21 protein-coding genes are annotated in these 23,997 nt (G+C 42.8%); 10 read left to right on the top strand and 11 right to left on the bottom strand.

The genetic code is table 11. The annotated features are described in order from the left end of the window. Positions 1–8 precede the first annotated feature (8 nt). The 3 genes from ACST13_RS06715 to ACST13_RS06705 are packed head-to-tail and all read right to left on the bottom strand — an operon-like array spanning position 9 to position 3,934. Complete coding sequence (locus ACST13_RS06715; RefSeq protein ID WP_459522441.1) at positions 9–596, bottom strand: ribonuclease HII; 588 nt, start codon at positions 594–596, stop codon at positions 9–11. 1 nt (position 597) lies between these two features. Continuing rightward, on the bottom strand, positions 598–1,935 hold the full coding sequence (locus ACST13_RS06710) for a dihydroorotase (RefSeq protein WP_459522440.1): 1,338 nt from the start codon (positions 1,933–1,935) through the stop codon (positions 598–600). Further along, positions 1,928–3,934 carry an OmpA family protein gene (locus ACST13_RS06705; protein WP_459522439.1) on the bottom strand — a complete coding sequence of 669 codons (2,007 nt, stop codon included), beginning with the start codon at positions 3,932–3,934 and terminating at the stop codon, positions 1,928–1,930. The genes ACST13_RS06710 and ACST13_RS06705 overlap by 8 nt, the downstream gene beginning before the upstream one ends. Before the next feature lie 131 nt (positions 3,935–4,065). On the opposite strand from ACST13_RS06705, the gene ACST13_RS06700 reads away from it, so the two are divergent. Then, entirely contained in the window at positions 4,066–5,616 is a 1,551-nt protein-coding gene (locus tag ACST13_RS06700) for a pseudouridine synthase (protein ID WP_459522438.1), read from the top strand. A gap of 139 nt (positions 5,617–5,755) precedes the next feature. Here ACST13_RS06700 and ACST13_RS06695 read toward each other — a convergent pair whose 3' ends face one another. Beyond that, the gene (locus tag ACST13_RS06695; protein ID WP_459522437.1) at positions 5,756–6,682 is read right to left on the bottom strand and encodes a helix-turn-helix domain-containing protein; all 927 of its coding nucleotides are present in this window, start codon (positions 6,680–6,682) and stop codon (positions 5,756–5,758) included. Positions 6,683–6,976: 294 nt separating this feature from the next. On the opposite strand from ACST13_RS06695, the gene ACST13_RS06690 reads away from it, so the two are divergent. From ACST13_RS06690 to ACST13_RS06675, 4 genes are all read left to right on the top strand, one after another. After that, a complete protein-coding gene (locus ACST13_RS06690) occupies positions 6,977–8,002 on the top strand; it encodes a rod shape-determining protein (RefSeq protein ID WP_459522436.1) in 1,026 nt (341 codons plus the stop codon). 6 nt (positions 8,003–8,008) lie between these two features. After that, the gene (gene mreC, locus ACST13_RS06685) at positions 8,009–8,848 is read left to right on the top strand and encodes a rod shape-determining protein MreC (RefSeq protein WP_459522435.1); all 840 of its coding nucleotides are present in this window, start codon (positions 8,009–8,011) and stop codon (positions 8,846–8,848) included. 1 nt (position 8,849) lies between these two features. Continuing rightward, complete coding sequence (locus ACST13_RS06680; RefSeq protein WP_459522434.1) at positions 8,850–9,359, top strand: hypothetical protein; 510 nt, start codon at positions 8,850–8,852, stop codon at positions 9,357–9,359. 69 nt (positions 9,360–9,428) lie between these two features. Continuing rightward, a complete protein-coding gene (locus tag ACST13_RS06675; protein WP_459522433.1) occupies positions 9,429–10,034 on the top strand; it encodes a sigma-70 family RNA polymerase sigma factor in 606 nt (201 codons plus the stop codon). Positions 10,035–10,179: 145 nt separating this feature from the next. Here ACST13_RS06675 and ACST13_RS06670 read toward each other — a convergent pair whose 3' ends face one another. Further along, the gene (locus ACST13_RS06670; protein WP_459522432.1) at positions 10,180–10,350 is read right to left on the bottom strand and encodes a hypothetical protein; all 171 of its coding nucleotides are present in this window, start codon (positions 10,348–10,350) and stop codon (positions 10,180–10,182) included. A gap of 16 nt (positions 10,351–10,366) precedes the next feature. Between ACST13_RS06670 and gmk the strand changes: the two genes are divergently transcribed. Genes gmk through ACST13_RS06655 form a run of 3 tightly spaced genes read left to right on the top strand, consistent with a single transcriptional unit; the run spans position 10,367 to position 13,466 of the window. Further along, complete coding sequence (gmk, locus tag ACST13_RS06665) at positions 10,367–10,936, top strand: guanylate kinase (protein WP_459522431.1); 570 nt, start codon at positions 10,367–10,369, stop codon at positions 10,934–10,936. Beyond that, on the top strand, positions 10,933–11,505 hold the full coding sequence (nadD, locus tag ACST13_RS06660; protein WP_459522430.1) for a nicotinate (nicotinamide) nucleotide adenylyltransferase: 573 nt from the start codon (positions 10,933–10,935) through the stop codon (positions 11,503–11,505). Before gmk ends, nadD begins: the two co-directional genes overlap by 4 nt. A gap of 17 nt (positions 11,506–11,522) precedes the next feature. Then, positions 11,523–13,466, top strand: coding sequence for a ComEC/Rec2 family competence protein (locus ACST13_RS06655; RefSeq protein ID WP_459522429.1), 1,944 nt, complete (start codon positions 11,523–11,525; stop codon positions 13,464–13,466). 35 nt (positions 13,467–13,501) lie between these two features. Here ACST13_RS06655 and typA read toward each other — a convergent pair whose 3' ends face one another. The 5 genes from typA to cysS all read right to left on the bottom strand — a co-directional run bounded on the left by typA (position 13,502) and on the right by cysS (position 20,507). Next, on the bottom strand, positions 13,502–15,310 hold the full coding sequence (gene typA, locus ACST13_RS06650; protein WP_459522428.1) for a translational GTPase TypA: 1,809 nt from the start codon (positions 15,308–15,310) through the stop codon (positions 13,502–13,504). A gap of 95 nt (positions 15,311–15,405) precedes the next feature. Next, positions 15,406–17,358: a 1-deoxy-D-xylulose-5-phosphate synthase gene (gene dxs, locus ACST13_RS06645; RefSeq protein ID WP_459522427.1), complete on the bottom strand. Its 1,953-nt coding sequence runs from the start codon at positions 17,356–17,358 to the stop codon at positions 15,406–15,408. A gap of 60 nt (positions 17,359–17,418) precedes the next feature. Further along, a complete protein-coding gene (locus ACST13_RS06640; protein ID WP_459522426.1) occupies positions 17,419–18,273 on the bottom strand; it encodes a rhomboid family intramembrane serine protease in 855 nt (284 codons plus the stop codon). 1 nt (position 18,274) lies between these two features. Next, positions 18,275–19,015 (bottom strand): rhomboid family intramembrane serine protease, encoded by a 741-nt coding sequence (locus ACST13_RS06635; RefSeq protein WP_459522425.1) that lies wholly within the window; start codon positions 19,013–19,015, stop codon positions 18,275–18,277. A gap of 1 nt (position 19,016) precedes the next feature. After that, the gene (gene cysS / locus ACST13_RS06630) at positions 19,017–20,507 is read right to left on the bottom strand and encodes a cysteine--tRNA ligase (protein ID WP_459522424.1); all 1,491 of its coding nucleotides are present in this window, start codon (positions 20,505–20,507) and stop codon (positions 19,017–19,019) included. Between the two features lie 126 nt (positions 20,508–20,633). On the opposite strand from cysS, the gene ACST13_RS06625 reads away from it, so the two are divergent. Next, positions 20,634–21,809, top strand: coding sequence for a hypothetical protein (locus ACST13_RS06625; RefSeq protein ID WP_459522423.1), 1,176 nt, complete (start codon positions 20,634–20,636; stop codon positions 21,807–21,809). A gap of 10 nt (positions 21,810–21,819) precedes the next feature. Next, positions 21,820–22,728, top strand: coding sequence for a PfkB family carbohydrate kinase (locus ACST13_RS06620; protein WP_459522422.1), 909 nt, complete (start codon positions 21,820–21,822; stop codon positions 22,726–22,728). Between the two features lie 3 nt (positions 22,729–22,731). Here ACST13_RS06620 and ACST13_RS06615 read toward each other — a convergent pair whose 3' ends face one another. Then, positions 22,732–23,997, bottom strand: coding sequence for a M16 family metallopeptidase (locus tag ACST13_RS06615; protein WP_459522421.1), 1,266 nt, complete (start codon positions 23,995–23,997; stop codon positions 22,732–22,734).

The following is a 23,997-nucleotide window of genomic DNA, read 5'->3' as shown; positions in this document are numbered from 1 at the left end:
TTAAGAAATTATTTTATTTCTACATTAAACGTTTTTCGGTGGAGTATTGTTTGACCATTTTCGAGTGTGGCTTTTCTATGTTGAAGCGTAGGATAGCCGGCATTCCGTTCCCAACCATAACCAGGGTGCTCAGAAGCTGCTTTTTCCATCCATTCGTCCCGGTAGGTTTTGGCCAAAATAGAGGCAGCCGCTATCGAAAAATACTTCGAATCCCCTTTTACCACACAGGTATGTGGGATTAATGGGTAGCTATAAAAGCGATTTCCGTCGACCAATAAATGCTCCGGCCGATGTTTTAACTGATCCACCGCTAGGTGCATCGCCAATATACTCGCCTTTAAAATGTTGATTTCATCAATTTTCGCCGCATCCACCTCTGCGATGGCATAATCAATCGCATATTCCCGCACTAAACGCTTTAATTCATTGCGTTGACGCAAGGTCATTTGCTTCGAATCTGTCAGAAAAGGATGGTGAAAATCGCGCGGCAAAATAACCGCTGCGGCAACTACTGGACCCGCTAAACAACCTCTCCCTGCTTCATCTAAGCCGGCTTCTAATCCGATAGGGGAATAAAAGGGGAGTAGTGCGGACATGTTAGCGGTTGAATAAAAGGCGTTTCCCCCGAACGGCTTCGTTAAAAGAACCGTTCGAATAAGCTAAGTGACCTGAAACAAAGGTATGTGCCACTGAGGCGGAAAAGGTTTGACCTTCTAAAGGTGACCAGCCACATTGGTACAGAATATTCTCCTTAGAAACGCTGGTCGGTTTTTGTAGATCGATGATCGCTAAATCAGCCCAATATCCCTCGCGAATGTAGCCACGCTCTTCGATTTGGAAACAATCCGCTACCGCATGCGCCGTTTTCTCGGCGATGAGCTCGAGGCTGATGTGACCTTCTTTGGCAATATCAATCATAATTAATAGTGGGTGTTGCACTAAGGGCAAACCTGATGGCGACTTCCAAAATTCCTGGGACTTTTCCTCCCAGGTGTGTGGCGCGTGATCTGTCGCGATAATATCCAATTCCCCGGAGATCAAAGCCTTGCGCAGAGCCGTCTTGTGGTGCGCATCTTTAATCGCAGGATTGCATTTAATTTGATTGTCCAAAGTATCATATTGGGAGGCGTCAAACCATAGGTGGTGAACACAAACTTCCGCCGTAATTCTCTTATCCTTCACCGCTTTTCCTGTCTCGAACAAGGCTAATTCTTCCTCTGTCGATATGTGCAAGATGTGTAAACGGGTATTATTCTTCTTCGCTAAATCCACCGCCATGGAGGACGATAAATAACAAGCCTCCTCGTTTCTAACCAAAGGATGGATGTAAGCCGGGGCGTTTTCTGGGTATTTTTCTTTGAAAAGAGCCGTTCTTGCGCGTACCGTAGGTTCATCCTCGCAGTGCGTCGCGATAAGCATTTCGCAGCTGGAGAATAATTTTTCCAAAGTCTGCGTATTATCTACCAGCATATTGCCCGTCGATGAGCCCATAAATATTTTAACGCCGCAAACATCGCGGGGATTGGTCTTTAAAACCTCCTCTAAATTATCATTTCCGGCCCCCATGAAGAAGGAGTAGTTAGCTAAAGATCCAGCCGCCGCAATCGCGTATTTATCCGCCAATAATTCCTGAGTTAAAGCATTGGGAATTGTGTTCGGCATCTCCATAAAACTCGTCACTCCTCCCGCCACAGCTGCGCGCGCTTCACTAGCGATAGTTGCTTTATGGGTTAAGCCAGGTTCTCTAAAATGTACTTGATCGTCGATCATCCCTGGGAAAACGTGTTTTCCTTTAAGGTCTAAAACCACATCTCCAGGAGTAGGCGTAATTTCTGTAGCTATTTTAGCTATTCTTCCTTCTGAAATACGAAGATCGGACGTGATTATTTTACCCTCATTAACTATTTGGGCATTTTTTAGAACGTAATTAGTCATTTAGATCAGTGATTTTGAATTCTGTTCGGCGGTTTTCTTGGTGTGCTTCTTCGCTGCAATCGACGCCATCGGAGCAACCGTTGATGAGCTGCGTTTCTCCATAGCCTTTGGCTTTGATTCTCGCTGCCTCGATTCCGTGTTCGATGATGTATTTAACGGCTGATTCAGCACGTCTTTGCGATAATTTCACATTATAGCTCGCACTTGCACGTGCATCGGTGTGGGAGCCTAATTCGATGGAAATGTCGGTATTATCCTTTAATACCTGTACGATTTTATCTAATTCTACAGCTGCATCCGGACGAATAGTTGATTTATCTAAATCGTAATAGATCGGATTAACATCAAATAAAGCACCAATTTCCTCGCCCACTTCGGCTTGGCCTAGGATAATTTTGTGGTCAAAAGTCGTGTCAGTCAATTCTTTCTTCAATAATTGCCTTGGAATATCCCGGCCATCCATCAAAAACTCACTGCGCTTGGTTAAAAATTTCTCTTTGCTGGCATTGAAGCTTATTTGGTCGGCAGGATTTAAGTCGATGATGTCTAAATATCCTTTTGCATCCGTAAACATCACCGGCTGAATTTCTCCGTTACGTTTGATTCCTACTTTTGCGTTAGCAATTGGCTTGTTTCTAGCATTCAGGATTTGTGTTCTTAGATGATATAAAGCCACTTTTGCTGGCTCAGAACTCTCCGTGATGGTGATTTCATTCGACCACCAACGATCCTCGGAACCAGTGGACTCGAAATAATAGATATCATCATCCCCTTTTCCACCTACGCGGTTCGAGCTAAAATAGCCTTGGGTCACATCCGATAAAAATAGGCCAAAATCATCGCCCACCGAATTCACCGGTATGCCGAGGTGTTCGATTTGGATTTCATCACCGCTACGGCTAGCCACGAAGATATCTAAACCACCTAGACTAGGGTGTCCATCAGATGAAAAGTAGAGTTTGCCATCTTCGGAAACATAAGGGAAGATTTCGTTACCCCGTGTATTAATAGTCGATCCTAGATTTATCGGTCTTCCAAAACGTCCTGAATTATCCATCGGTGCCCGATACAAATCCAGTCCGCCTTTTCCTCCGCGTCTATTAGAACTGAAATAAAGCGTTTTCCCATCTCTCGAGAAAGCGGGACTTCCGTCCCAGCCAATCGAATCAGAAATGGCTAATCGTTCTGGGGTAGACCAGCTGCCGTCTCTTTTGGTAGATATATACAAATCCACATCCGGCGACGGATCCTTGCTTTTACCCGAATTTCCTCTAGCAAAAACCATCAAATTCCCCTCCTTCGAAAAGGCGGGCGTTCCCTCGTTTGCATTTGCATCCAATAAATTAGGGCTGAACAATTCCAGCTTTTCGATCTCTCCGGGTTTTTTCAGGTGAGCTTTATAGAGACCTAAGAAGGGCAGTCCGTTGTTTTTATAAATCAAAGGCTTCTTCGAACTCGTTAAAATCAGGTCATCCCCCATTTTAATCGGGCCAAATTCCGCTTGATTCGTATTACCCACTAATCCCTGAATCTTTACCGGACTCGGCTTTTTATTGTATTCCTCTACCGCTGGTAAATTATCTAATTCGATTTCGGCCTTCACCACTAATTCGCGGGACGGTTTGGAATCGATAAATTCTTTCAGGTATTTTCTCGCATCCGCATATTTTCCATTCGCTTTCGCGGCGTAGGCAAGATTCAAGTTGATGTTTTTGTCTTCGTAGCCCTTTTCTTTGGCAATTAAATAAAATGGCGTGGCAAACTGGATGCGGTTCGAAAGTCGATAGGACTCCGCTACAAAATAATTTGTTTCAGCGGCTCTGAAGTATCTTTGTGCCAAAGGTTTAACTTCCCGAATCGTCCACTCATATTCCCCTAATTCGAAATTTTGCTTCGCTTTTCTGAACAGACGCGCGTCATAATTACAGCTACTTACTAAGCCGACGATCGCTATCAAAAAGAGGTAAACGCTTGAATAGAATGGCTTTAGGAATTTCATATATGGCTAAACTAACGTAAATGTAAATACAAACCCGATTATTTTATATACCTTTGCCTAAATTTCGACAATCGAAAGCAAGATGACAAACGTTCGTCATCATTTATTCCCAGCAGTGATGTTGTACAATTATGAGAAAAAGAATTTCAAACGACGATAATCGTCGTGACAGCCGACCATCAGAAGGTCGTGCATCAACAGACAGATCCACAGGAAGATCTGCAAGCAGATCAGATGGTCGCCCTTCAGGAGGCCGTGATTTTAACGGACCACGTAATGACTCTAGTGCCCCTCGTGAATTCAGAGGTCCACGCAATGACTCTAGCGCGCCACGTGCACCTAGATCAGAATCAACTAATCGTTTTTCATCAGAACGCAAACTATACCAAGGTGGCGGCGAACGCAAGCCTTATCAAGGCGGAGATCGTAAACCATTTGATGGCGAGCGCAAACCTTATCAAGGAGGCGGCGAACGCAAACCATATCAAGGTGGAGATCGTAAGCCATTTGATGGCGAGCGCAAACCTTATCAAGGAGGCGGCGAACGCAAACCATATCAAGGTGGAGATCGTAAGCCATTTGATGGCGAGCGCAAACCTTATCAAGGAGGCGGCGAACGCAAGCCTTTTGGTAGAACTGAAAATCCAACACGTACACCTTATAAAGGAGATAATCGCTGGGATCGCGATGCGACCCCGAAGGTTGAGGGTTCAGAAGAGTCGACTACACCGCGTGATGAAAATCCAACTGCGCGCATTGAGCGTAAGTATGAGGAGCGCACAGAGCGTTCTGCAGATCGCACGGAGAGTCCAGAAGGATCTCGCAATCCACGTTATTCGGATCGCGAGACCTTTAAAAGCCGTTCGCGTTTTGATGCAGGTCCCGCTTTCGAGCCACAATATAAATTAGATCGCTACAAGGAGCGTGCTCCGGCGAAAATCCAAAAGAAAATCGCCCAAACCGATCGTCGTTCTGACGAAATTCGTTTAAATCGCTACATCGCCAACGCGGGAATTTGTTCTCGTCGCGATGCAGATAAATTAATCGAGGCGGGTGAAATCAAAGTAAATAACAAGGTAATCACAGAAATGGGCTACCAGGTGCATCCGACGGATATCGTAAAATACGGTAACCGTAAGTTAAACCGCGAAAAACCAGTTTACTTGTTATTAAATAAGCCAAAAGACTTTTTAACAACCACCGACGACCCGAACGATCGCAAGACCGTCATGGAATTAGTGAAGAACGCAACAGAATCGCGTATTTACCCGGTGGGACGTTTAGATAGAAACACGACAGGTTTATTGTTGTTAACAAACGACGGTGAATTAGCGGATAAATTAACGCATCCATCGAACGAGATCGAGAAGATTTACCAAGCTGAATTAGACAAGCCCTTGACAGACGAGGATTTCGAGAAAATCAAGGAAGGTTTAATTTTAGAGGATGGCGAAATTAAAGTAGATGATTTAGCCAAAGTCACTCCAGACGGCTACGTCATTGGCGTTAAAATCCACTCTGGCAAAAATCGTATCGTTCGTCGTATTTTCGAACACCTAGGTTACGAAGTAACGAAACTAGATCGCACCACTTTCTCTGGCCTAACGAAGAAAGATCTTCCACGCGGAAGCTGGAGATTCTTGACGGAGAGAGAATTAGTGAAGTTGAAGTATTTGATGTAGTCGAAGCGGAGCTTCGTCTACAGTAGCCAGTAGCCGGTAAACAGTAGACAGTCGCTAATCAGAAACTGACTACTGACTACTGACTACTGGATACTAGTTACTAACAAAAAAGCCTGCTGATTTCAGCAGGCTTTTTTTTCTATATATTCATCAACGACTCTCTTCGTCTCATCTTTCCAGCTGGAATGCCGAACATCATCTTGAAACGACGGCAGAAATACGCGGTGTCTTTGTAACCTACCTCGGAACCGATCGCACGGATGGATTTCTTCGTCGTACGAAGTAAACCTACCGCCGCTTCCATACGCTGGTACTCGATATAATCTTGAGGGTTAATACCCGTTAACATCTTGAAATATTGACCTACATAGTCCTCAGAAACGTTAGCAACGTTTGCTAAAACTTTGTTCGATAAATCACCGCCTAAATGATCCTTGATGTAGGCGAAGATATCGATTAAGCGAGGATCCTTGAAATAAGTCGAGTTCGTCGCTAATTGCTCTACGAACAAACGGTTCTCGATGATGTAACGAATCACTTCAATCACGATCTCTTCCGTTTTGATTTTGATAATTCGTCCTTTACCAATGGCATCAGAAAGATCTTCTTCTAAGATCTTGCGGATGGTTGCCGCTAATTTATCGTCGCGTTTGATTATGAACGGAGGAATATCTAGGGAAGTAAAGAAGTTAACTGAATCGAAAACTTTCGCTTCGAAGGCCACCATTCCGAACGAGTTAGGTTGCGTTCCGATTTGAGCTGCGTCGGTGTTTTGGTCAAAATACAATTCCCGATGTGTCATGAACTCTTCATTGTTCACGGCTTTCGGTTTTTCTGCATTTCCGTAAGTTACGCTGATCATTTTACCGCCAGGGATAAATAGCATATCGCCCTCTTCTACCGGCGTCTCCTCTTCACCAAAAGATACCTCCCCTTTGTACAATATCAAGAGTGAATTTTCTACATCATAGAAATTCTTGATACGAATCGGTTGTAATATTCTAATGTTTCTCGCTTTGATGAATTTGACACCTAAGGACTCAATGATCTTGTTGTAATCTTCCATAATTTATCACCAAACGGTGTAATTAATACGATTTCCTAAATAAACCTGGACAAAACTAATAAAACAGATAATAATTCCAAATTATTTCGTCGATTAATTTGCGTGATTTGTCCTGTTTTTTTTCGGGTATTTATTTGTAATATATCAATAAGAGGCAGATTATCGGATGGAAGTAATTCGGAGCATCTGCTTTGGCCTATTTTATGATTATTTCGAGGAAATTGTAAATTTCAATTTTTTTCAAAATTTAGGGCATTTTTTATGTAAATTTGTGTTTTACTATCACAAAATCAGATGGGCTTATTTAATTTTCTTTCGAAGGATATTGCCATGGACTTAGGTACGGCGAACACCTTGATTATTCACAAAGATCAGGTGGTCGTAGATGAACCTTCCATAATTGCATTAGATCGTAACACCAATAAGGTGCTAGCGGTGGGTCGTCAGGCAATGATGATGCACGAAAAAACAAATGATAACATCAAGACAATTCGTCCCTTAAAAGACGGTGTGATTGCTGACTTTACCGCGGCAGAATTAATGATGCGTGGTTTAATCAAGATGATGGATAAAGGAAATTCCTTCTTTTCTCCAGCCTTACGAATGGTGATTTGTATTCCATCAGGTATTACCGAGGTGGAAAAAAGAGCCGTAAAAGACTCCGCAGAACACGCTGGAGCACGTGAAGTGTATATGGTACACGAACCTATTGCTGCGGCAATCGGTATCGGAATTGATATTGAACAACCGAATGGATCACTTGTAGTAGATATCGGAGGAGGAACCACGGAAGTGGCGATTATTTCTTTGAGTGGTATCGTAGTAGAAAATTCGATTCGTGTAGCGGGGGATGAGTTCACGCGTGACATTAAAGATTACTTATTAAGAGAACATAAATTAGTTATCGGTGAGCGTTCTGCTGAGCAGATCAAGATTCAAGTAGGATCTGCTTTACCAGAATTAGAGAATCCTCCAGCGGATTTTGAAATTCGCGGCCGTGATCAAATGACAGGTATCCCTAAGGAAGTCCTAATCAATTATTCGGAGATTGCCTATGCTTTAGATAGCTCGATTACTAAAATTGAGGTGGCGATTATGGAGACTTTACAAAGAGCTCCAGCTGAATTATCTGGCGATATTTTCCACAACGGTATTCATTTAGCGGGTGGTGGTGCGATGTTGTACGGATTAGATAAGCGTATCGAGAAGAAGACGCAATTGAAAGTGCACGTGGCGGATGATCCTTTGAAGGCGGTAATTCGTGGAACGGGGGAGATCTTGAAAAACTTAGAGAAATACCGTGCGGTATTGATTACCTAGTAGGGGATGAATCAACTGTTTGAGTTTTTATTGCGTCAGCGAAACCTGCTCTTGTTTGTTCTGCTGCAGGGGATCAGTCTTTGGTCTGTGTTTACTTACAATAATTACCAGCATACTATTTATTTTAATACGACGAATGCTTGGGCTGCATCAATTTTGTCCACCCGACAAGAAGTGGCATCTTACCATCAATTGCGGGAAATCAATGGCGAATTAGCCTTAGAGAATCAAAAATTACATCAACAAATTTTTCAATTGCAGGCGCAAGTACAACAGAAGGCTGATCTTCCGGTATTTTTTAGCACAGCTGCCTTAGATCGCTACAAACCCATTGCTTGTAAAGTAATTGACCAAAGCACGCGTAACTCCCAAAACTATTTAACCATCGAAAAAGGCTACAAAGACGGTATTAAGCCCGGAATGGCCGTAATTTCTTCGACTGGAATTGTGGGGAAGGTGATTTCATGTACCCAGGATTTGGCTTTAATCGTATCAGTTTTACACACAAGCAATACGGTTTCTTCGAAAATCAAATCATCCGGCGAACTAGGCTACCTTAAATGGCCAGGCTACCAGACGGAAGTGGCAGAGCTAATGGATGTATCCAAATACAAGAAAGTGGTCAAAGGCGATACCATCGTCACCTCCGACTATAATGCGGTGTATCCTCCTAATATTCCGATTGGGATTGTGGCTAAAGTCGGTTTGCAGGATGACGGCACTTTCCATGACATTAAAGTAATGTTATTGACTCATTTCTCCACACTGCGGTATGTGTATGTGATTGAGAATAAATTTTCGGGACAGCAGGAGAAATTAGAACAAGCTAAACCTAAAATCGACTAACATGAGCGCAAATTTTCAATACAAGTGGTTGATTGCGGTTGTTGTATCGATCGTCGTTCAATTATTATTCTTGCGGGATTTGGCCTTATTTTATTATGGATTTTGCTTCATCTATTTATGGGCGATCGTGAAAGCACCGATTGATACGCCGCCTGTTTATCTAATTTTTGGTGGATTCGCCTTAGGCTGGTTATTAGATATATTTTATAATACGCACGGCATGCATGCCTTTGCAACGGTTTTAGTGGCTTGGTTGCGACCAGCCATCTTTAGCTTTTTGACACCTGCGAATGGGTATGATGAGCGGTCTTCCATTAGTTTTGATGAGATGAAATGGATGTGGTTTTTCCCCTATTTAGGTATGATGTTGTTCACGCATCATCTCGTATTGTTTCTATTAGAGGCAAGTAATGCCAATTTATTCGGACTCAGCCTGTTGAAGGCATTTTTAAGTACCCTTTTGGGACTTGTCGTATTTACTTTGTTAGAGTTATTTAACAAAGGCAAATAAGTCTTTTTGTCATCTTTCATTCTTGGCGTTTAAATTGTAAGCATAGGGATATCTTATAGATAAACCGCCATGAGTACAGAAACAAGTTCAGCCATCGCGCTGACAGAATCGCAATCAAGATCACTCTTCGAAAAAGAGTTTGTGCCTCACCTAGATGCGATGTATAATTTTGCCCTTCGACTAACGAATGACGAGGATGATGCGCATGATTTAGTGCAAGATACGTGCATGCGCGCATTTCGTTTTATTGGGTCTTTTGAACCTGGTACCTATGCCAAAGCCTGGTTATTCCGCATTCTCAAGAATAACTTCATCAACGATTACCGAAAAAAATCCCGAGGTCCATCCAAAGTAGAATTCGAATGGGTGGAGCAATCTTTTGCCGGGGACGACGATCCGGAACCCGCTTTTCAAGCGGATTTGAAGGCTGAAACGGTGAATGAAATGCTAGGGGATGAAATTACGACTGCCATTCAGGCTTTACCTGTTGATTTTAGGATGATCATCATCCTGTGTGATTTAGAGGAGTTTAGCTACGAGGAAATGGCCAAAATCCTGAATATACCCATCGGTACCGTACGTTCTCGACTCCACCGCGCTCGTGCCTTTTTAAAAGAAACCTTAGCCTCCTATGCGGAAAAGAGGGGCTATAAAACTGACATGTTGTCAGCCTAGTCAGGAACTAATTTAGTAGAAGCTCTGTTATAAAAATTATGAAGACGAATTGTTCCCACCAATCTGATTGCCTGAAGCTGATCCAACGAATCTTGGATAAGGAAGCGACTGCGGAGGAAGAGTCAACATTTTTAGCTAACAAGGATCAGTGTTTGCCTTGTAAAGAAGGACATGAGCTGGAATTAGCTTTGCGTAAAGCATTAAAATCCTCCTGCCACTCGAAATGCCCATCCAGTTTGATGGATAGCATTCGTTTAAAAATATCATCGATTCTACTGCTTATATTGCTCTTAATTCCCTTATTTTGTTGGTTCATATAATCATCAGAATTTTTGGAAGGCAAACTCATCATATTTTCCGCCCCTTCGGGCTCTGGCAAAACTACTATAGTTAAAGAATTATTAGCGCGCAATGCTGATTTAGGCTTTTCTATCTCGGCGTGTACGCGGGATAAACGGGGTCGCCATGAGGAGCACGGAAAGGATTATTATTTTTTAACGCCCGATGACTTTCGCCAAAAAATCGCAAATGATGAATTTGTGGAATGGGAAGAGGTCTATTCTGGTGCCTATTATGGAACGCTAAAATCAGAGATTGAGCGCATTTGGGCGACAGGAAAGCACGTGATTTTTGATGTGGATGTTCGTGGAGGCTTGGCCTTGAAAAAATATTACGGGGATCGCGCATTAGCGGTTTTCGTGAAGGTTCCTACCCTCGAAATGCTGGAAGATCGTTTGCGTTCACGTGGCACAGAAGACGAAGAGGCTTTGTCGAAGCGTATATTTAAGATGAAATTTGAGTGGTCATTCCAGGAACAATTTGATGTAATTTTAGTGAATGATAAGCTGGAGGAGGCCTTGGCTGGTGCGCAAACCTTATACGATCAATTGAAGAAAGCATGAAAGTAGGCCTGTTTTTTGGTTCTTTTAACCCCATTCACCAGGGTCATTTGATCATTGCGCAGGCCGTGTTGAATCAGACGGAGGTAGACCAAATTTGGTTCGTCGTTTCTCCCCAAAATCCACATAAAAAAACCAAAAGTCTCTTGCACGAATTTGATCGTTTAGATCTAGTGGACCGGGCTATTGCAGATAATTTTGCCTTCAAATCGTCAGATATCGAGTTTCTTTTAACGCGTCCTTCCTACACGATAGATACGCTGGTTCATTTAGCCGAGCGTCATCCGGAGACCGAATTCAAACTCATTTTAGGGGGCGATAATTTAGAACAGTTCAAAAGCTGGAAAAACTACCACCAAATACTTGATTATTATGGCCTCTATGTCTATCCCCGAGGAGAAGAGCCAAGCTCAGATTTGTGGGAACATAAGAACGTTCAGCGGATCGAGGCGCCTGTTTTACATATTTCGGCTACCTATATTCGGGCCTGCATTCAACAAGGGCAATCCATTAAATATCTAGTTCCTGATGAAGTGGAGGCCTTAATCTCTACTAAAAACTTCTACCTTTAGGCCTTTCCGCCTAATCGATGAATTCCTATTTTTCTCGTTTTCCTTTTGTCCGAATCGTCCTGTTTTGGATGTTGGGAATCCTATTTTCAGGAAGTCATTATTGGCTTTTTCTTTCATCCCCTTTACTTTTCTTCCCCTCTCGTACTGTAAAAAGTATAGGTATTTCGGCACTGCTGATCGCGAGTTCGATGGCCTGGACTGATTATTTAAAACCCCTAGTAAGCAAGCCCCCTAGCGACGCCTGGGTTTTTCAAGTGGAAGGTCAAGTGGAGCAAAAACCCAAAAGCTGGTCTGTTTTAGCTCGCTGTTTAGGTACTCGGAATTCCTCAGCGATTTGGAGCCCAAGTCCGGGATTATATCGGCTGTATATGTCTAATCAAATACCCAGGCCTAGGTCAGGGGATGTCTATGAAGTTCGCGCAGGATTAAAGTCGTTTCCTGCACCACTCTTCCCACATGAGAAAGATTGGCGAGAGTATTATGCGTTGAAGGGCATTGGGGGATCGGCCTATGTTTCGGTAGATCGAATTCGGCTTTTGCGGAAAGGCGTGGAGGAGGCGAGCTTTTTCGAAAAAGCGCAGGGCTATTTTGTTAGTTTGTTAGAGCGCGCTTTTGAGCCGGGCCGTGATCGGGATGTCGCGGAGGCGATGTTGTTAGGCGTGAAGACGAAGATTGATTTTGAAACACTGTCCACCTATTCGGCTCTAGGGGCGATTCACATTTTGTCGGTTTCTGGACTACATGTGGGTCTTTTGTATATGGGTCTTTCCTTGATTTTTGGTTTTTTATTGAAGCGCCGGCCGGTGGGACCCTATGTGTTTTTTGGGTTGATGATGGCCTTGCTGTGGTGCTATGCGGGGATTAGTGGTTTTTCTTTGCCGGTGCTGAGGTCCGCTTGGATGTTTTCAGTGATTTTATTTGCCAAAACCTTCCTCCACAGACAAGAGAGTCTGAATACCCTCGCCTTTAGCGCTTTTGTGCTGCTGTTTATACATCCAGCCTCTTTGTATGACCCAGGTTTTCAACTATCTTATTTAGCGGTTTGGGGATTAATCGCCTTTCAGCAACGCTGGGCTAGGCTTTTTCGATTTACAGGGTTGTTTCGCTGGCCTTTGACCCAAATTTGGGAATTAACCTGTGTCGCTTTAGCTGCTCAAGTACTTACCTGGCCATTGATTGTGTTTTACTTTCATCAATTACCGCACCCGGTTTCTTTTTTTCTACTTAATCCCTTTTTGATTCTGTTCTCTTCTATTGCGCTCTTTTTAGGTTTTTTGCTACTGGGGATTGGCTCTTTTTTGCCCGAATGGGCCTTTCAGCCTTTGGCTTATTTACTTTCAACTAGTTTTCGATTACTGCATGGATTGATGTTTCAATGGGTGGAGCGCTTTACCTCGGTGATTCCTTTTTTGCGCATTTCGCCGCTTGAAATTTTGGTTTATTTTATGGCTATTGCCCTCTTAGTTTGGGCGCCTCGTAGGTGGAAAGGTTATGCACTCGTTAGTTTGTTGTTTTGGCAAACACCAAAGTCAGAACCAGCGGCGTACCTGAGTACTTTAAAGGGCGAGGCAGTTTGGGTTGAAAAATTAGGACGACATTCCATTGCCTCCTTACCTGTATCTGTTGAACCTGCCTGGATTCAATCACATCTAAGCCCATTGTGGTCGAACGAAGGAGTGAAGGATACCTTGACGCGGCGCTGGCCTTTAGAAGGAAATATTCAATGGAATTACCATGGCAAGCATTTTGCCTATGTTCGACAACCCACGGAAGGTAGGGGGCAATCCTATTTGATTTTGGGCAAAGAGATAAAATACAAGAACCCGATCTGGCTAAAAAGCTGGCGGGGTGCCACTTGGTATTTCATGAAGAAACCCTCTGCTTATTGGATGGGAGTGTTGAATCCTTATCTACCGCGGCGCTATTATTTCTTGGATGAGCGGCCTGCTATCCAATTATAAAAAAAAGGCTGCCGGTGAGGGCAGCCTTTCGGAAATTAGCTTGGCTTCTTCTCGTTGCGCTTACGCTCACTTGGATCTAACCAAATTTTACGCATACGTAATGATTTCGGAGTGATTTCTAAGTATTCATCCTTTTGGATAAACTCCATACACTCTTCTAATGAGAAGTTTAATTTAGGAGCAATTTTTGCGTTTGTGTCCGTACCAGACGCACGCATATTCGTTAATTGCTTTGATGCTTGAAGGTTCACTTCGATGTCATTTTGGCGATTATGCTCACCTACAACCATTCCAGTATAGATTTCTTCACCTGGATCGATGAAGAACACCCCTCTATCTTGTAATTTATCAATGGCATAAGGAATAGCAGGACCTGTATTCATCGAGATCAATGATCCGTTGATACGACCTGGAATCGCTCCTTTAAATGCTTCGTATTGAATAAAACGGTGGGCCATGATCGCCTCTCCGAAGGTAGCCGTTAACACTTTCGAACGTAATCCAATCAAACCACGGGATGGAATGTTGAATTCTAAGTGTTGTAAGTCCCCTTTAGGTTCCATGATCAATAACTCGCCTTTTCCTTGAGTCGCTAATTCGATTACTTTACCAGCTACTTCTGCAGGAACGTCTACTACTAATGATTCGATTGGTTCTAGGCGCTCTCCATTTTCTCCTTCTTTAAAGATAACCTGAGGCTGACCTACTTGTAATTCATAACCTTCACGACGCATCGTTTCGATTAATACAGATAAGTGAAGAATACCACGACCAAACACTAAGAATTTATCTTCGCTATCTGTCGTAAGCACTTTTAAGGCTAAGTTTTTCTCTGTCTCTTTGAACAAACGATCACGTAAGTGACGAGATGTCACTAATTTACCCTCCTTACCAAAGAAAGGGGAGTTGTTAATCGTAAACAACATGTTCATCGTAGGCTCATCGATAGCGATACGCTCTAAAGCCTCTGGATTCTCTGCATCAGCGACTGTGTCACCAATTTCGAAATCTTCGATACCTGTAATGGCACAAATCTCACCACACTCAACTTTTTCTACTTTTACTTTTCCTAGACCTTCGAATACTTGAAGTTCTTTGATACGCATTTTCTTCGTTGAACCATCCGCTTTACATAAAGCAATTTGCATGCCTTCTGTTAATGTTCCGCGCTCTAAACGACCGATCGCGATACGACCCACGAAAGAAGAATAGTCTAATGACGTAATCTGCATTTGTGGTGTACCTGCTTGTACTTTAGAAGCTGGAATGTGCTCAATAATTGCATCTAACAAAGGAATGATATTATCTGTTGGTTGTTTCCAGTCAGTACTCATCCATCCCTGCTTAGATGAACCATAGATGCAAGGGAAGTCTAATTGATCTTCTGAAGCCTCTAGGTTAAACATCAAATCGAATACACTTTCGTGTACTTCGTCTGGGCGACAGTTTTCTTTATCTACTTTATTTACAATCACGATAGGCTTTAAACCTAAAGCAATAGCCTTAGATAAAACGAAACGTGTTTGAGGCATCGGGCCTTCGAAAGCATCCACTAATAAGATAACACCATCTGCCATACGTAGAACGCGTTCTACCTCACCGCCAAAGTCGGCGTGACCAGGTGTATCAATAATATTAATTTTTACCCCGTTATAACGAACAGATACGTTTTTAGACGTAATTGTAATCCCTCTTTCTCTCTCTAAGTCGTTATTGTCAAGGATCAAATCTCCAAATTCTTGATTTTCTCTAAAAATCTTGGAGGCATGAATGATTTTGTCAACTAGGGTCGTTTTACCGTGGTCAACGTGGGCAATAATGGCAATGTTGCGAATGCTTAGCATAAAAATGTATTCGTTGAATGAAACGAAATTCCTTTAATTGGGAAATTCAAGGTGCAAAGGTAGGTAATATTTCTTTGAAAAGTACTATTAGCAAATTAAGAAACAAGTGCTTTCGGATTATTTTTCGTAGGACGCGCGACACTGTTCGCTTCGATTTTTGCTAAAATGCCTGCTGCATCGATTCCGCATAGGGCATAAAGTTCTTTTTGCTCCCCATGTTCGATGATTTCGTCTGGAACTCCCAGGCGAATTAGTAGAGAGGTATAGCTATGGTCGACCATGAATTCAGCAATGGCTGAACCGAATCCGCCTTGAATTGCGGCGTCTTCTACGGTAATGACCTTCTTAAATTCTTTAAAAATGCGGTGCAATAATACTTCGTCTAAGGGTTTTACGAAGCGCATATCAAACAAGGCAGGTTTTAGTCCTTGAGCACGCGCAGCTTCGCAAGCAGCGATTGCTTCATTGCCAATATGGCCAATGGACAAGATGGCGATTTCTTCCCCCTCCAGTAATTGCACTCCTTTACCTATTTCAATTTCCTCTAAGTCAGTTCTCCAAGCGGGCATAACACCCTCTCCACGTGGATAGCGAATGGTCATCGCTTTTTCATGGGACTTGAACGTATCTAAAGACGCTGTGTACATGATATTACGCAACTCTTGCTCATTTCGCGGGGCAGCCACAATCATATTAGGCACACAACGCATGAAGGCTAAATCAAGTAGACCATGGTGCGTAGGCCCATCTGCTCCCGCTAGTCCAGCGCGATCTAAACAAAAGATGACCGGTAGTTTTTGCAAACAAACATCATGTACGACTTGGTCGTACCCGCGTTGCATGAAGGAACTGTAGATGTTGCAGAAGACGGTTAAGCCTTGTGTAGCTAGTCCAGCGGAGAAAGTTACGGCATGTTGTTCCGCAATTCCCACGTCAAAAGCCCGATCAGGCATCGCCCGCATCATAATATTCATCGAAGATCCCGATGGCATCGCCGGCGTGATTCCCATGATTTTAGGATTCTTTTCGGCTAGTTCTAATAGCGTATGACCAAAAACCTCCTGGTATTTAGGTGGCTGTGGATCATCAAACGTTTTCTTATGAATTTCACCCGTCGTTTTATCAAATTTACCTGGCGCATGCCAAAGAGTTTGATCTTTTTCGGCTAGTGAATACCCTTTTCCTTTGGTCGTTATGCAATGCAAAATCTTCGGTCCAGGAATATCTTTTAAGTCATTTAAGACGGTCGTTAAATTATCAATATCGTGACCATCAATCGGGCCAAAATACCGTAAATTAAGCGATTCAAATAAATTACTTTGATTTAAAAGGGTGGCTTTCAACCCATTTTCGATCTTCGAAACAATCTCTTGTGCCGTCTTCCCGAACTTGGACATCTTTCCTAACAGATTCCAAACATCATCTTTCACCTTATTATAGGTGTGAGACGTGGTGATATCTGTTAAATATTCTTTCAAGGCCCCCACATTTGGGTCGATTGCCATGCAATTATCGTTCAAGATAATCAGCATATTGTTCGGGATATCGCCCGCGTGGTTCATGGCTTCGAAAGCCATTCCTGCGGTCAGCGATCCATCCCCAATCACAGCGATGTGCTGCCTTTGTGTTTCTTTTTTATAGCGTGATCCCACCGCCATTCCTAACGCTGCTGAGATAGAAGTAGAGGAATGACCTACGCCAAAGGTGTCGTATATGCTTTCAGAACGCTTCGGAAAACCGGAAATACCTCCTATGATGCGATTCGTATGAAAAATATCCCGGCGTTCTGTTAAGATTTTGTGTCCGTAAGCTTGGTGCCCCACATCCCAAACCAATTGATCGTCCGGGGTATTAAATACATAATGCAAGGCTACTGTTAACTCGGTTACACCTAAAGAGGCGCCAAAATGGCCTCCGTTCACCGATACGTTGTCGATAATAAACTGACGCAATTCGGCGCAAACTTGAGTTAAGTCTGATTTCGGCAACTTACGCAAATCCTCCGGAGAGTTGATTTTACTAAGTAATGGACCGGCTTCAAATTGCATAGACGCTTGTGATGTAATGGTGAAAGAGTAACAAGGCAAAGGTAAAAATGTTTTTAAGCCTTAGTCATTTTTTTGACTCGCTTTGAATAATCTTTTTTGTTCGTAATCGGTTAAACTGTCGTATCCGGACTGTGATATTTTGTCCAAAATGGAGTTTAACTCTTCCTCTGGAACTATTTCGGGTTCTTTTCTAGTTTGAATTTTCTGGTTTACTACCTGTACAAATTCTTTAATTTTAATTTCAAATATGGCTTGAGGGCGGGAGGCGGCTAAAAAGTTTTTGGCAAAAATAAATCCTAATATTGCCCCTCCTAAATGGGCAATATTCCCTCCAGCGTTCGATCCGGTCGTTTCAATGAAGGACCAAAGCACATAAAATGCGGAGATGTATTTTATTTGCACCTGCCCTAATAAAAGTAAACGCACCTCGTAATTAGGTCGAATCGTGGCTGCGGCAACTACCACCGCAAAAACCCCGGCAGATGCCCCATTCATAAAATTAGGCCCTTTCTCAATGAAAAAACTTACGGTATTCATGGTGATGATAAAGGCTACCGCTCCGGCCAATCCGCCATAAAAGAAGAGTTGAACGAGGCGCTTATTTCCGATAAAATCCTGGATAATAATACCGAACCAATACAGGAACATCATATTAAACACCAGGTGGAAGACCTCGATGTGCAAGAAAAAATAGGTGAGCAGACTCCAAGGTCTTTGGAGGATCAGATCAAGAGAGGATGGAAGAGAAACTTGCGCAAAAAAGGCGTCAAATAATTCAGATTTTCCAGCGATCAATAAGCCTACACGGACGATCATTAAAGCGATGAAAATGGCTCCATTAGCTATAATAATCTTCAGTAAGCCTTGTCCAGGCTGCTGTATAATATTTTTTATATCGGTCCAAATACTGCGCATGTTAATAGAAGCTGTCTCGTTTTTGGCGCCAAATCAATAATAAAATCACGGCAAATAGCATACCGCCTAAATGGGCAAAATGGGCCACATTATCCCCTTCAGCAGCGGATCTGCCAGCATAAAGCTCATAAAAGGCAAATCCCATCACTAGGTATTTTGCTTTCACCGGAATGGGGATAGGAAAGACAAACATCTCGGAATTAGGGAATAAATAGCCATAAGCCATCAAGATACCGAACACGCCTCCAGAGGCGCCTACCACCGGGTTTTGGGTAGTATAGTTTTTATAATGTTCAATCGCGCCGGTGGTATTCAATTTTCCTTCATTGATGGCTGAACTTCCATCGAAACGGTTGAAATAGTCCATCAAGAAATCAGAATTTGGGTTCGAAATAGCTAATTCCAACGCCTTACGAATACTCGCGTAATCATGAAAATATTGAATCGCCTCGTGTAATAAACCAGCGCCTACACCACAGAAGAGATAGAAAAATAAGAAGCGCTGTCCGCCCCAGATTTTTTCTAAAATAGATCCGAACATATAAAGCCCAAACATATTCATCAACAAATGTATAAAATTCGCATGAATGAACATGTAGCTGATGATTTGGAAGTAATGGAAATTACTAGACTGGAAGAAATATAAGGCAAATAATTCATCTGGGATGAAGCTTGATCCTAAGAACATGGCGACATTGATGAAAATCAAATTCCGTACCGTGGGTGTTAAATTTCTGAGCATATTATTCTTCGTATCCCCAGTCGATGGAGTTTTTCATGTCTTTAATTAATAATCCAGCCGTTTTAAAGGCGCCGCGGATCTCGTCTACTTTGTCGTATTGTCTACTTTCCTTGAAACCCTTGTAAAGCTGAAGAAGTTCATCGGTCAAGCCATTCATTTCTGCAGGGATTTCTTCTTGTAACCCTAAAACATCTTCTAAAATGCTGACGTATGAACTTTGTAAATTCGAAAATGTTTCAGCCGAGATGGATTCAAAAGCTACTCCACCTGTATAAATAGAGTTGATCTTCTTTAACAAGGTAAACAAGTGAGCGATCGCCACAGCCGTGTTTAAATCGTCGTTCATACCATCGTAGCAACCTTGAATCGCGTCGTTGATTTCTTTTTCCTGTGCGGCATCTGGATTTGCCGTGATATCCGTTGGATAGGCTAATTTTTTGATGATCCGCAAGCCATTGGCAATTTTCTTATAGCCTTTTTGGGCAGCTTTTAGTGCTTCATTCGAGAAGTCTAACGTACTGCGGTATTGTGACTGCAACATAAAGAAGCGCACCGTCATGGGACTATATGCCTGCTCTAAAAGCGCATGACTGCCCGCAAATAATTCGGATGGCAAGAACGAGTTTCCAAGGGATTTACTCATTTTTTGGCCATTCACCGTTAACATATTTGTGTGCATCCAATACCGAACCGGGGCGCGACCATAGGCGGCTTTTGCCTGAGCAATTTCGCATTCATGGTGTGGGAATTTCAAGTCCATCCCACCTCCATGTATGTCAAATGTATCCCCTAAGTATTTATGACTCATGCAGGTACACTCTAAGTGCCAGCCTGGAAAACCCTCTCCCCAGGGAGATGGCCAGCGCATAAGGTGTTCTGGTGAAGCTTTTTTCCAAAGCGCAAAATCCAACGGATTTCGCTTTTCGCCCACACCATCTAAATCCCGTGTTTCGGTTAATAAGTCTTCGATAACGCGACCAGACAAATGGCCATAATTACCGCCATTCTTATTATAGGTCTCGATGTCAAAATACACCGAACCATTCGATTCGTAGGCTGATCCCTTCTCAATTAAAGACTTTGTTGTCTCTATTTGTTCCACGATATGACCCGTCGCCGTAGGCTCAATACTTGGAGGCAAAACATGGAATTTTTCTAATACCTGATGGAAATCCTGTGTAAAGCGATGAACGATCTCCATCGGCTCTAACTTTTCCAGTTTGGCCATCTTACCTATCTTATCTTCCCCCTCATCGCCATCGCCTACTAAGTGTCCTACGTCCGTAATGTTACGCACATAACGCACCTTGTATCCGATATGCAATAAATAGCGGTTTAGGATGTCAAAAGAGGTAAATGTGCGCAGATTGCCTAAGTGAACATAATTATAAACCGTGGGCCCGCAGACATAAAGTCCCACGTGATTTTCGTGTATCGGGGTGAAAAGTTCTTTTTCACGACTCAGGGTATTATAAATTTTTAAGGGCTGCATGGTAAGCGGATCGTTTCTGATCGAAAGAGAACAATATTAATTAAAATTAATTGGATTCTTTTAATTCACCAAACCCAAACGCAATTCATTACCTTTGTATTTATTTTGCATTAAATCGTTTTTGGCATGTTTTTGAGAGAAGTAGGAGACGACACTCGATTAAAGAAGACCTTTCTGGAATTACCGGTTCAACTTTATGCATCGGATCCTAATTGGATTCGTCCGTTGAACAACGATGTGGAATCAATTTTTGATTCACGTAAGAACCCCCATTTTAAGCAAGGAGAGGCAATTCGCTGGATTTTGTTTTCGGATTCTAGTGAGCCTATCGGTCGAGTAGCCGCTTTTTATGAGCGGAATACGAAAGAAGGCGAGGTGCCCGTGGGTGGAATGGGCTTTTTTGAGTGTGTGGAGAATGAAAGTGCAGCTGTCCTACTTTTTGATGCCTGCAAAACTTGGCTAGCGGAGAGAGGAATGGAGGGGATGGATGGCCCGATTAATTTTGGGGAGCGCGATGGTTTCTGGGGTTTGATGGTCAAAGGCTGGGAGTTTGAGCCTACCTATAAAATGCCTTGGACGAAACCCTATTACATTCCTTTCTTCGAGAATTACGGATTTAAAGATTATTTTCAGCAATATGTATTCGTGTCGCCTATTGCAGGAGCAAACGTCACGCCGGGCATTGAAGAAAAAGCACAACGCATTTTTAATAACCCTGATTACGTTTTTCAACACATCGAAAAGAGTAATTTGACCAAATACGCGGAAGATTTTCGCTTCATTTTCAATGCTGCCTGGGCTAAATTCCCCGGGGTGAAGGAAATGAGTTCGGAATCTGCCCAAAAACTAGTGAAAACCATGAAGCCCATCATCGATGAGCAATTATTGTGGTTTGCCTACACAACCGATGGGACGCCAGTGGCTTTCTTTATTGTCATCCCTGATTTGAACCAAATCGTCAAACACCTGAACGGGAAACTGAACTGGTGGGGCATGATTAAATTCCTTTTATTAAAGATGAAAGGAACGTTGACCCGTACTTGTGGGGTGATTTTTGGCGTAACTCCAGATCACCAAGGCAAGGGAGTCGAATCAGCTATTGCCCTTCGATTCCGAGAAGTCGCTCGAACGAATCCTTTCTATCCCTATGCAACCATGGATATGAACTGGGTGGGGGACTTTAATCCTAAAATGCTTCGATTTGTCTCCCAGTTAGGAGCCACGAATGATAAAACTTTTATTACCTACCGGTATTTTTTCAACCCAAACCAAGTCTTTAGTCGTTGTCCTAAAGTAGGTTAAAACATTTATTATGAGCTTATTATCCATTGGAACCGTAGCGTTCGACGCCCTTGAAACCCCTTATGGGAAAACTGATAAAATCATCGGTGGATCTTGTACTTACATCGCCTTATCTGCGGCCTTCTTTTTACCTAAGGTAAATGTGGTAGCTGTGGTGGGTGATGATTTTCCCCAAGAATACATGGACACGTTGACCTCACGCGGAATAAATCTAGATGGCTTACAGATTAAGAAAGGGGAGAAATCCTTCTTTTGGGCAGGTAAATACCATAACAATATGAATTCCCGTGACACCTTGGTGACGGAATTAAATGTGTTAGCAGATTTTAAACCAGCTATCCCAGCATCTTATCAAGATTGTGATTATTTAATGTTAGGAAACTTAACTCCACAAGTTCAAATGGAGGCTATTCAAGGACTAAACAAACGTCCCAAATTAGTCGTTATGGACACGATGAATTTCTGGATGGATGTAGCGATGGATGATTTGAAGCGTGTTTTGACGATGGTGGATGTGCTTTGCATCAATGATGAGGAGGCACGTCAATTATCCGAGCAATATTCGCTCCGTACAGCCGCGAGATTAATCATGGCAATGGGACCTAAAACCTTAATTATTAAGAAAGGGGAGCACGGTGCCTTGTTATTCCAAGGGGATCGCATGTTCTATTGCCCAGCTTTGCCATTAGAAGACGTGTTTGATCCGACGGGAGCTGGGGACACCTTTGTAGGTGGATTTATCGGTTACCTTGCAAAAACAGACGATATCTCCTTCGAAAACATGCGCAAAGCGATCGTCCACGGTTCGGCGATGGCCTCTTTCTGTGTAGAGAAATTCGGAACTGAGCGTTTATTCGAAATTACGGAAGCAGATTTAGCTAGCCGCGTAAATGAATTTAAAGAATTAGCCTCGTTCTAATTCTTAACCCACGATAACTTCGTGCATTTGATCCAGGTTCAGGTATTTAGCAGCCATGTCTCTAATATCCTGGGCCTGGATATTTTGTATATGATCTTGGAACTGGTCATAATAATCAGGCGCCAGGCCATCTAATTGAATTACCCTTACTTTTTCGGCGATATCGAAAGCTTGCGTCAATTCGCCGGTGAAGCTTCCCATCAGGTAATTTCTTACGATGTCTAATTCCTCTTCTGAGACTAAATCGTTTTGAAGAATGTTTATTTCTTTTTTGATTTCTGCCAAAGTCTCATTCACATTTCCCCCATTTACATCCGTTCCCACCACCCAATAGCCGCCGCGCGGGTAAGGGGTTAAGCTGGAGGAGATGCCATAGGTGAATCCTTTGTCTTCTCTGATATTTTTCTGCAATCTAGATCCAAAATAGCCACCCAAAACGGTATTCATCAGGCTAAAATTAAAATAGTCCGGATGGGCTCTAGAAATGGCAGGCAGACCGAATCGAATGGAACTCTGAACGGATCCCTCTTTTTCTTCCCTTATTTTTAGGGGCTTGGGCGCAGGCTGAAGGGTTGGAATATGAATCACCGGGCTACTAAACGAAATTTGTCCCAGAGTCTGATCTAAAAATTTGATCTGCTCCTCTGATATCTTTCCGGAAAGGAAAATAACCGGTTGCTGTGTTTTCCAAGTAGCTTCAAACTGCTGAACAATTACCTTTTGATCTAAACAATCAAAATCATCTGCCAAAGTGAAACGGCCATACGGGTCGTTTGGAAAAATCTGTGCTCTAAATTTTTGGCTCGCTGAATAGGAGGTTTTCTCCCAATTGAGTTTCGTTTTTTGGCGCTCAATTTCAATCTCTTTTTCTACTTCGTCGGCGGGAAATATAGCGTCCTGTAGAATCTCTGCCACAAGCGGAAGCAAGGATTCAAAATGCTTATTCAAGCCATATACGGTAAAAGTACCATGGTCTAAACTGGCTTGGATATCCCAAAATGCTCCGAAAAAATCAAAATCTTGATTTATAGCTTGCGCTGAATGGGTAGACGTCCCTCTTTTCATCAGCGAAGCCGTCATTCCCGCTAATCCCGCTAAAGGGCTATGAATCGCCCCTGCTTTGGTACTTAATTCAAATTTAAAAACCTCCTGTTCGCCAGCAGAAACGACCCAAACCTGAATTCCATTCGCTAAGGTGAACTGATTAGGTGTAGGGAATAAAATTTTATCCACCGGATAGGCGGCTGGGGCAATACTGCGATCTAGCAT

The sequence above is a fragment of the Aquirufa sp. A-Brett2-W8 genome, from assembly GCF_054558755.1.
This window is presented reverse-complemented; position numbering and strand designations above follow the sequence as displayed.

What these genes read in the sequence shown, in the direction of transcription:
- ACST13_RS06655 (WP_459522429.1), top strand. Translation starts at nt 11,523, where the DNA reads ATGAATTCCTATTTTTCTCGTTTTCCTTTTGTCCGAATCGTCCTGTTT.
- nadD (WP_459522430.1), top strand. Translation starts at nt 10,933, where the DNA reads ATGAAAGTAGGCCTGTTTTTTGGTTCTTTTAACCCCATTCACCAGGGT.
- typA (WP_459522428.1), bottom strand. Translation starts at nt 15,310, where the DNA reads ATGCTAAGCATTCGCAACATTGCCATTATTGCCCACGTTGACCACGGT.
- dxs (WP_459522427.1), bottom strand. Translation starts at nt 17,358, where the DNA reads ATGCAATTTGAAGCCGGTCCATTACTTAGTAAAATCAACTCTCCGGAG.
- ACST13_RS06705 (WP_459522439.1), bottom strand. Translation starts at nt 3,934, where the DNA reads ATGAAATTCCTAAAGCCATTCTATTCAAGCGTTTACCTCTTTTTGATA.
- ACST13_RS06680 (WP_459522434.1), top strand. Translation starts at nt 8,850, where the DNA reads ATGAGCGCAAATTTTCAATACAAGTGGTTGATTGCGGTTGTTGTATCG.
- ACST13_RS06640 (WP_459522426.1), bottom strand. Translation starts at nt 18,273, where the DNA reads ATGCGCAGTATTTGGACCGATATAAAAAATATTATACAGCAGCCTGGA.
- ACST13_RS06675 (WP_459522433.1), top strand. Translation starts at nt 9,429, where the DNA reads ATGAGTACAGAAACAAGTTCAGCCATCGCGCTGACAGAATCGCAATCA.
- ACST13_RS06690 (WP_459522436.1), top strand. Translation starts at nt 6,977, where the DNA reads ATGGGCTTATTTAATTTTCTTTCGAAGGATATTGCCATGGACTTAGGT.
- cysS (WP_459522424.1), bottom strand. Translation starts at nt 20,507, where the DNA reads ATGCAGCCCTTAAAAATTTATAATACCCTGAGTCGTGAAAAAGAACTT.
- ACST13_RS06715 (WP_459522441.1), bottom strand. Translation starts at nt 596, where the DNA reads ATGTCCGCACTACTCCCCTTTTATTCCCCTATCGGATTAGAAGCCGGC.
- ACST13_RS06710 (WP_459522440.1), bottom strand. Translation starts at nt 1,935, where the DNA reads ATGACTAATTACGTTCTAAAAAATGCCCAAATAGTTAATGAGGGTAAA.
- ACST13_RS06670 (WP_459522432.1), bottom strand. Translation starts at nt 10,350, where the DNA reads ATGAACCAACAAAATAAGGGAATTAAGAGCAATATAAGCAGTAGAATC.
- ACST13_RS06700 (WP_459522438.1), top strand. Translation starts at nt 4,066, where the DNA reads ATGAGAAAAAGAATTTCAAACGACGATAATCGTCGTGACAGCCGACCA.
- mreC (WP_459522435.1), top strand. Translation starts at nt 8,009, where the DNA reads ATGAATCAACTGTTTGAGTTTTTATTGCGTCAGCGAAACCTGCTCTTG.
- ACST13_RS06695 (WP_459522437.1), bottom strand. Translation starts at nt 6,682, where the DNA reads ATGGAAGATTACAACAAGATCATTGAGTCCTTAGGTGTCAAATTCATC.
- ACST13_RS06615 (WP_459522421.1), bottom strand. Translation starts at nt 23,997, where the DNA reads ATGCTAGATCGCAGTATTGCCCCAGCCGCCTATCCGGTGGATAAAATT.
- ACST13_RS06635 (WP_459522425.1), bottom strand. Translation starts at nt 19,015, where the DNA reads ATGCTCAGAAATTTAACACCCACGGTACGGAATTTGATTTTCATCAAT.
- ACST13_RS06625 (WP_459522423.1), top strand. Translation starts at nt 20,634, where the DNA reads ATGTTTTTGAGAGAAGTAGGAGACGACACTCGATTAAAGAAGACCTTT.
- ACST13_RS06620 (WP_459522422.1), top strand. Translation starts at nt 21,820, where the DNA reads ATGAGCTTATTATCCATTGGAACCGTAGCGTTCGACGCCCTTGAAACC.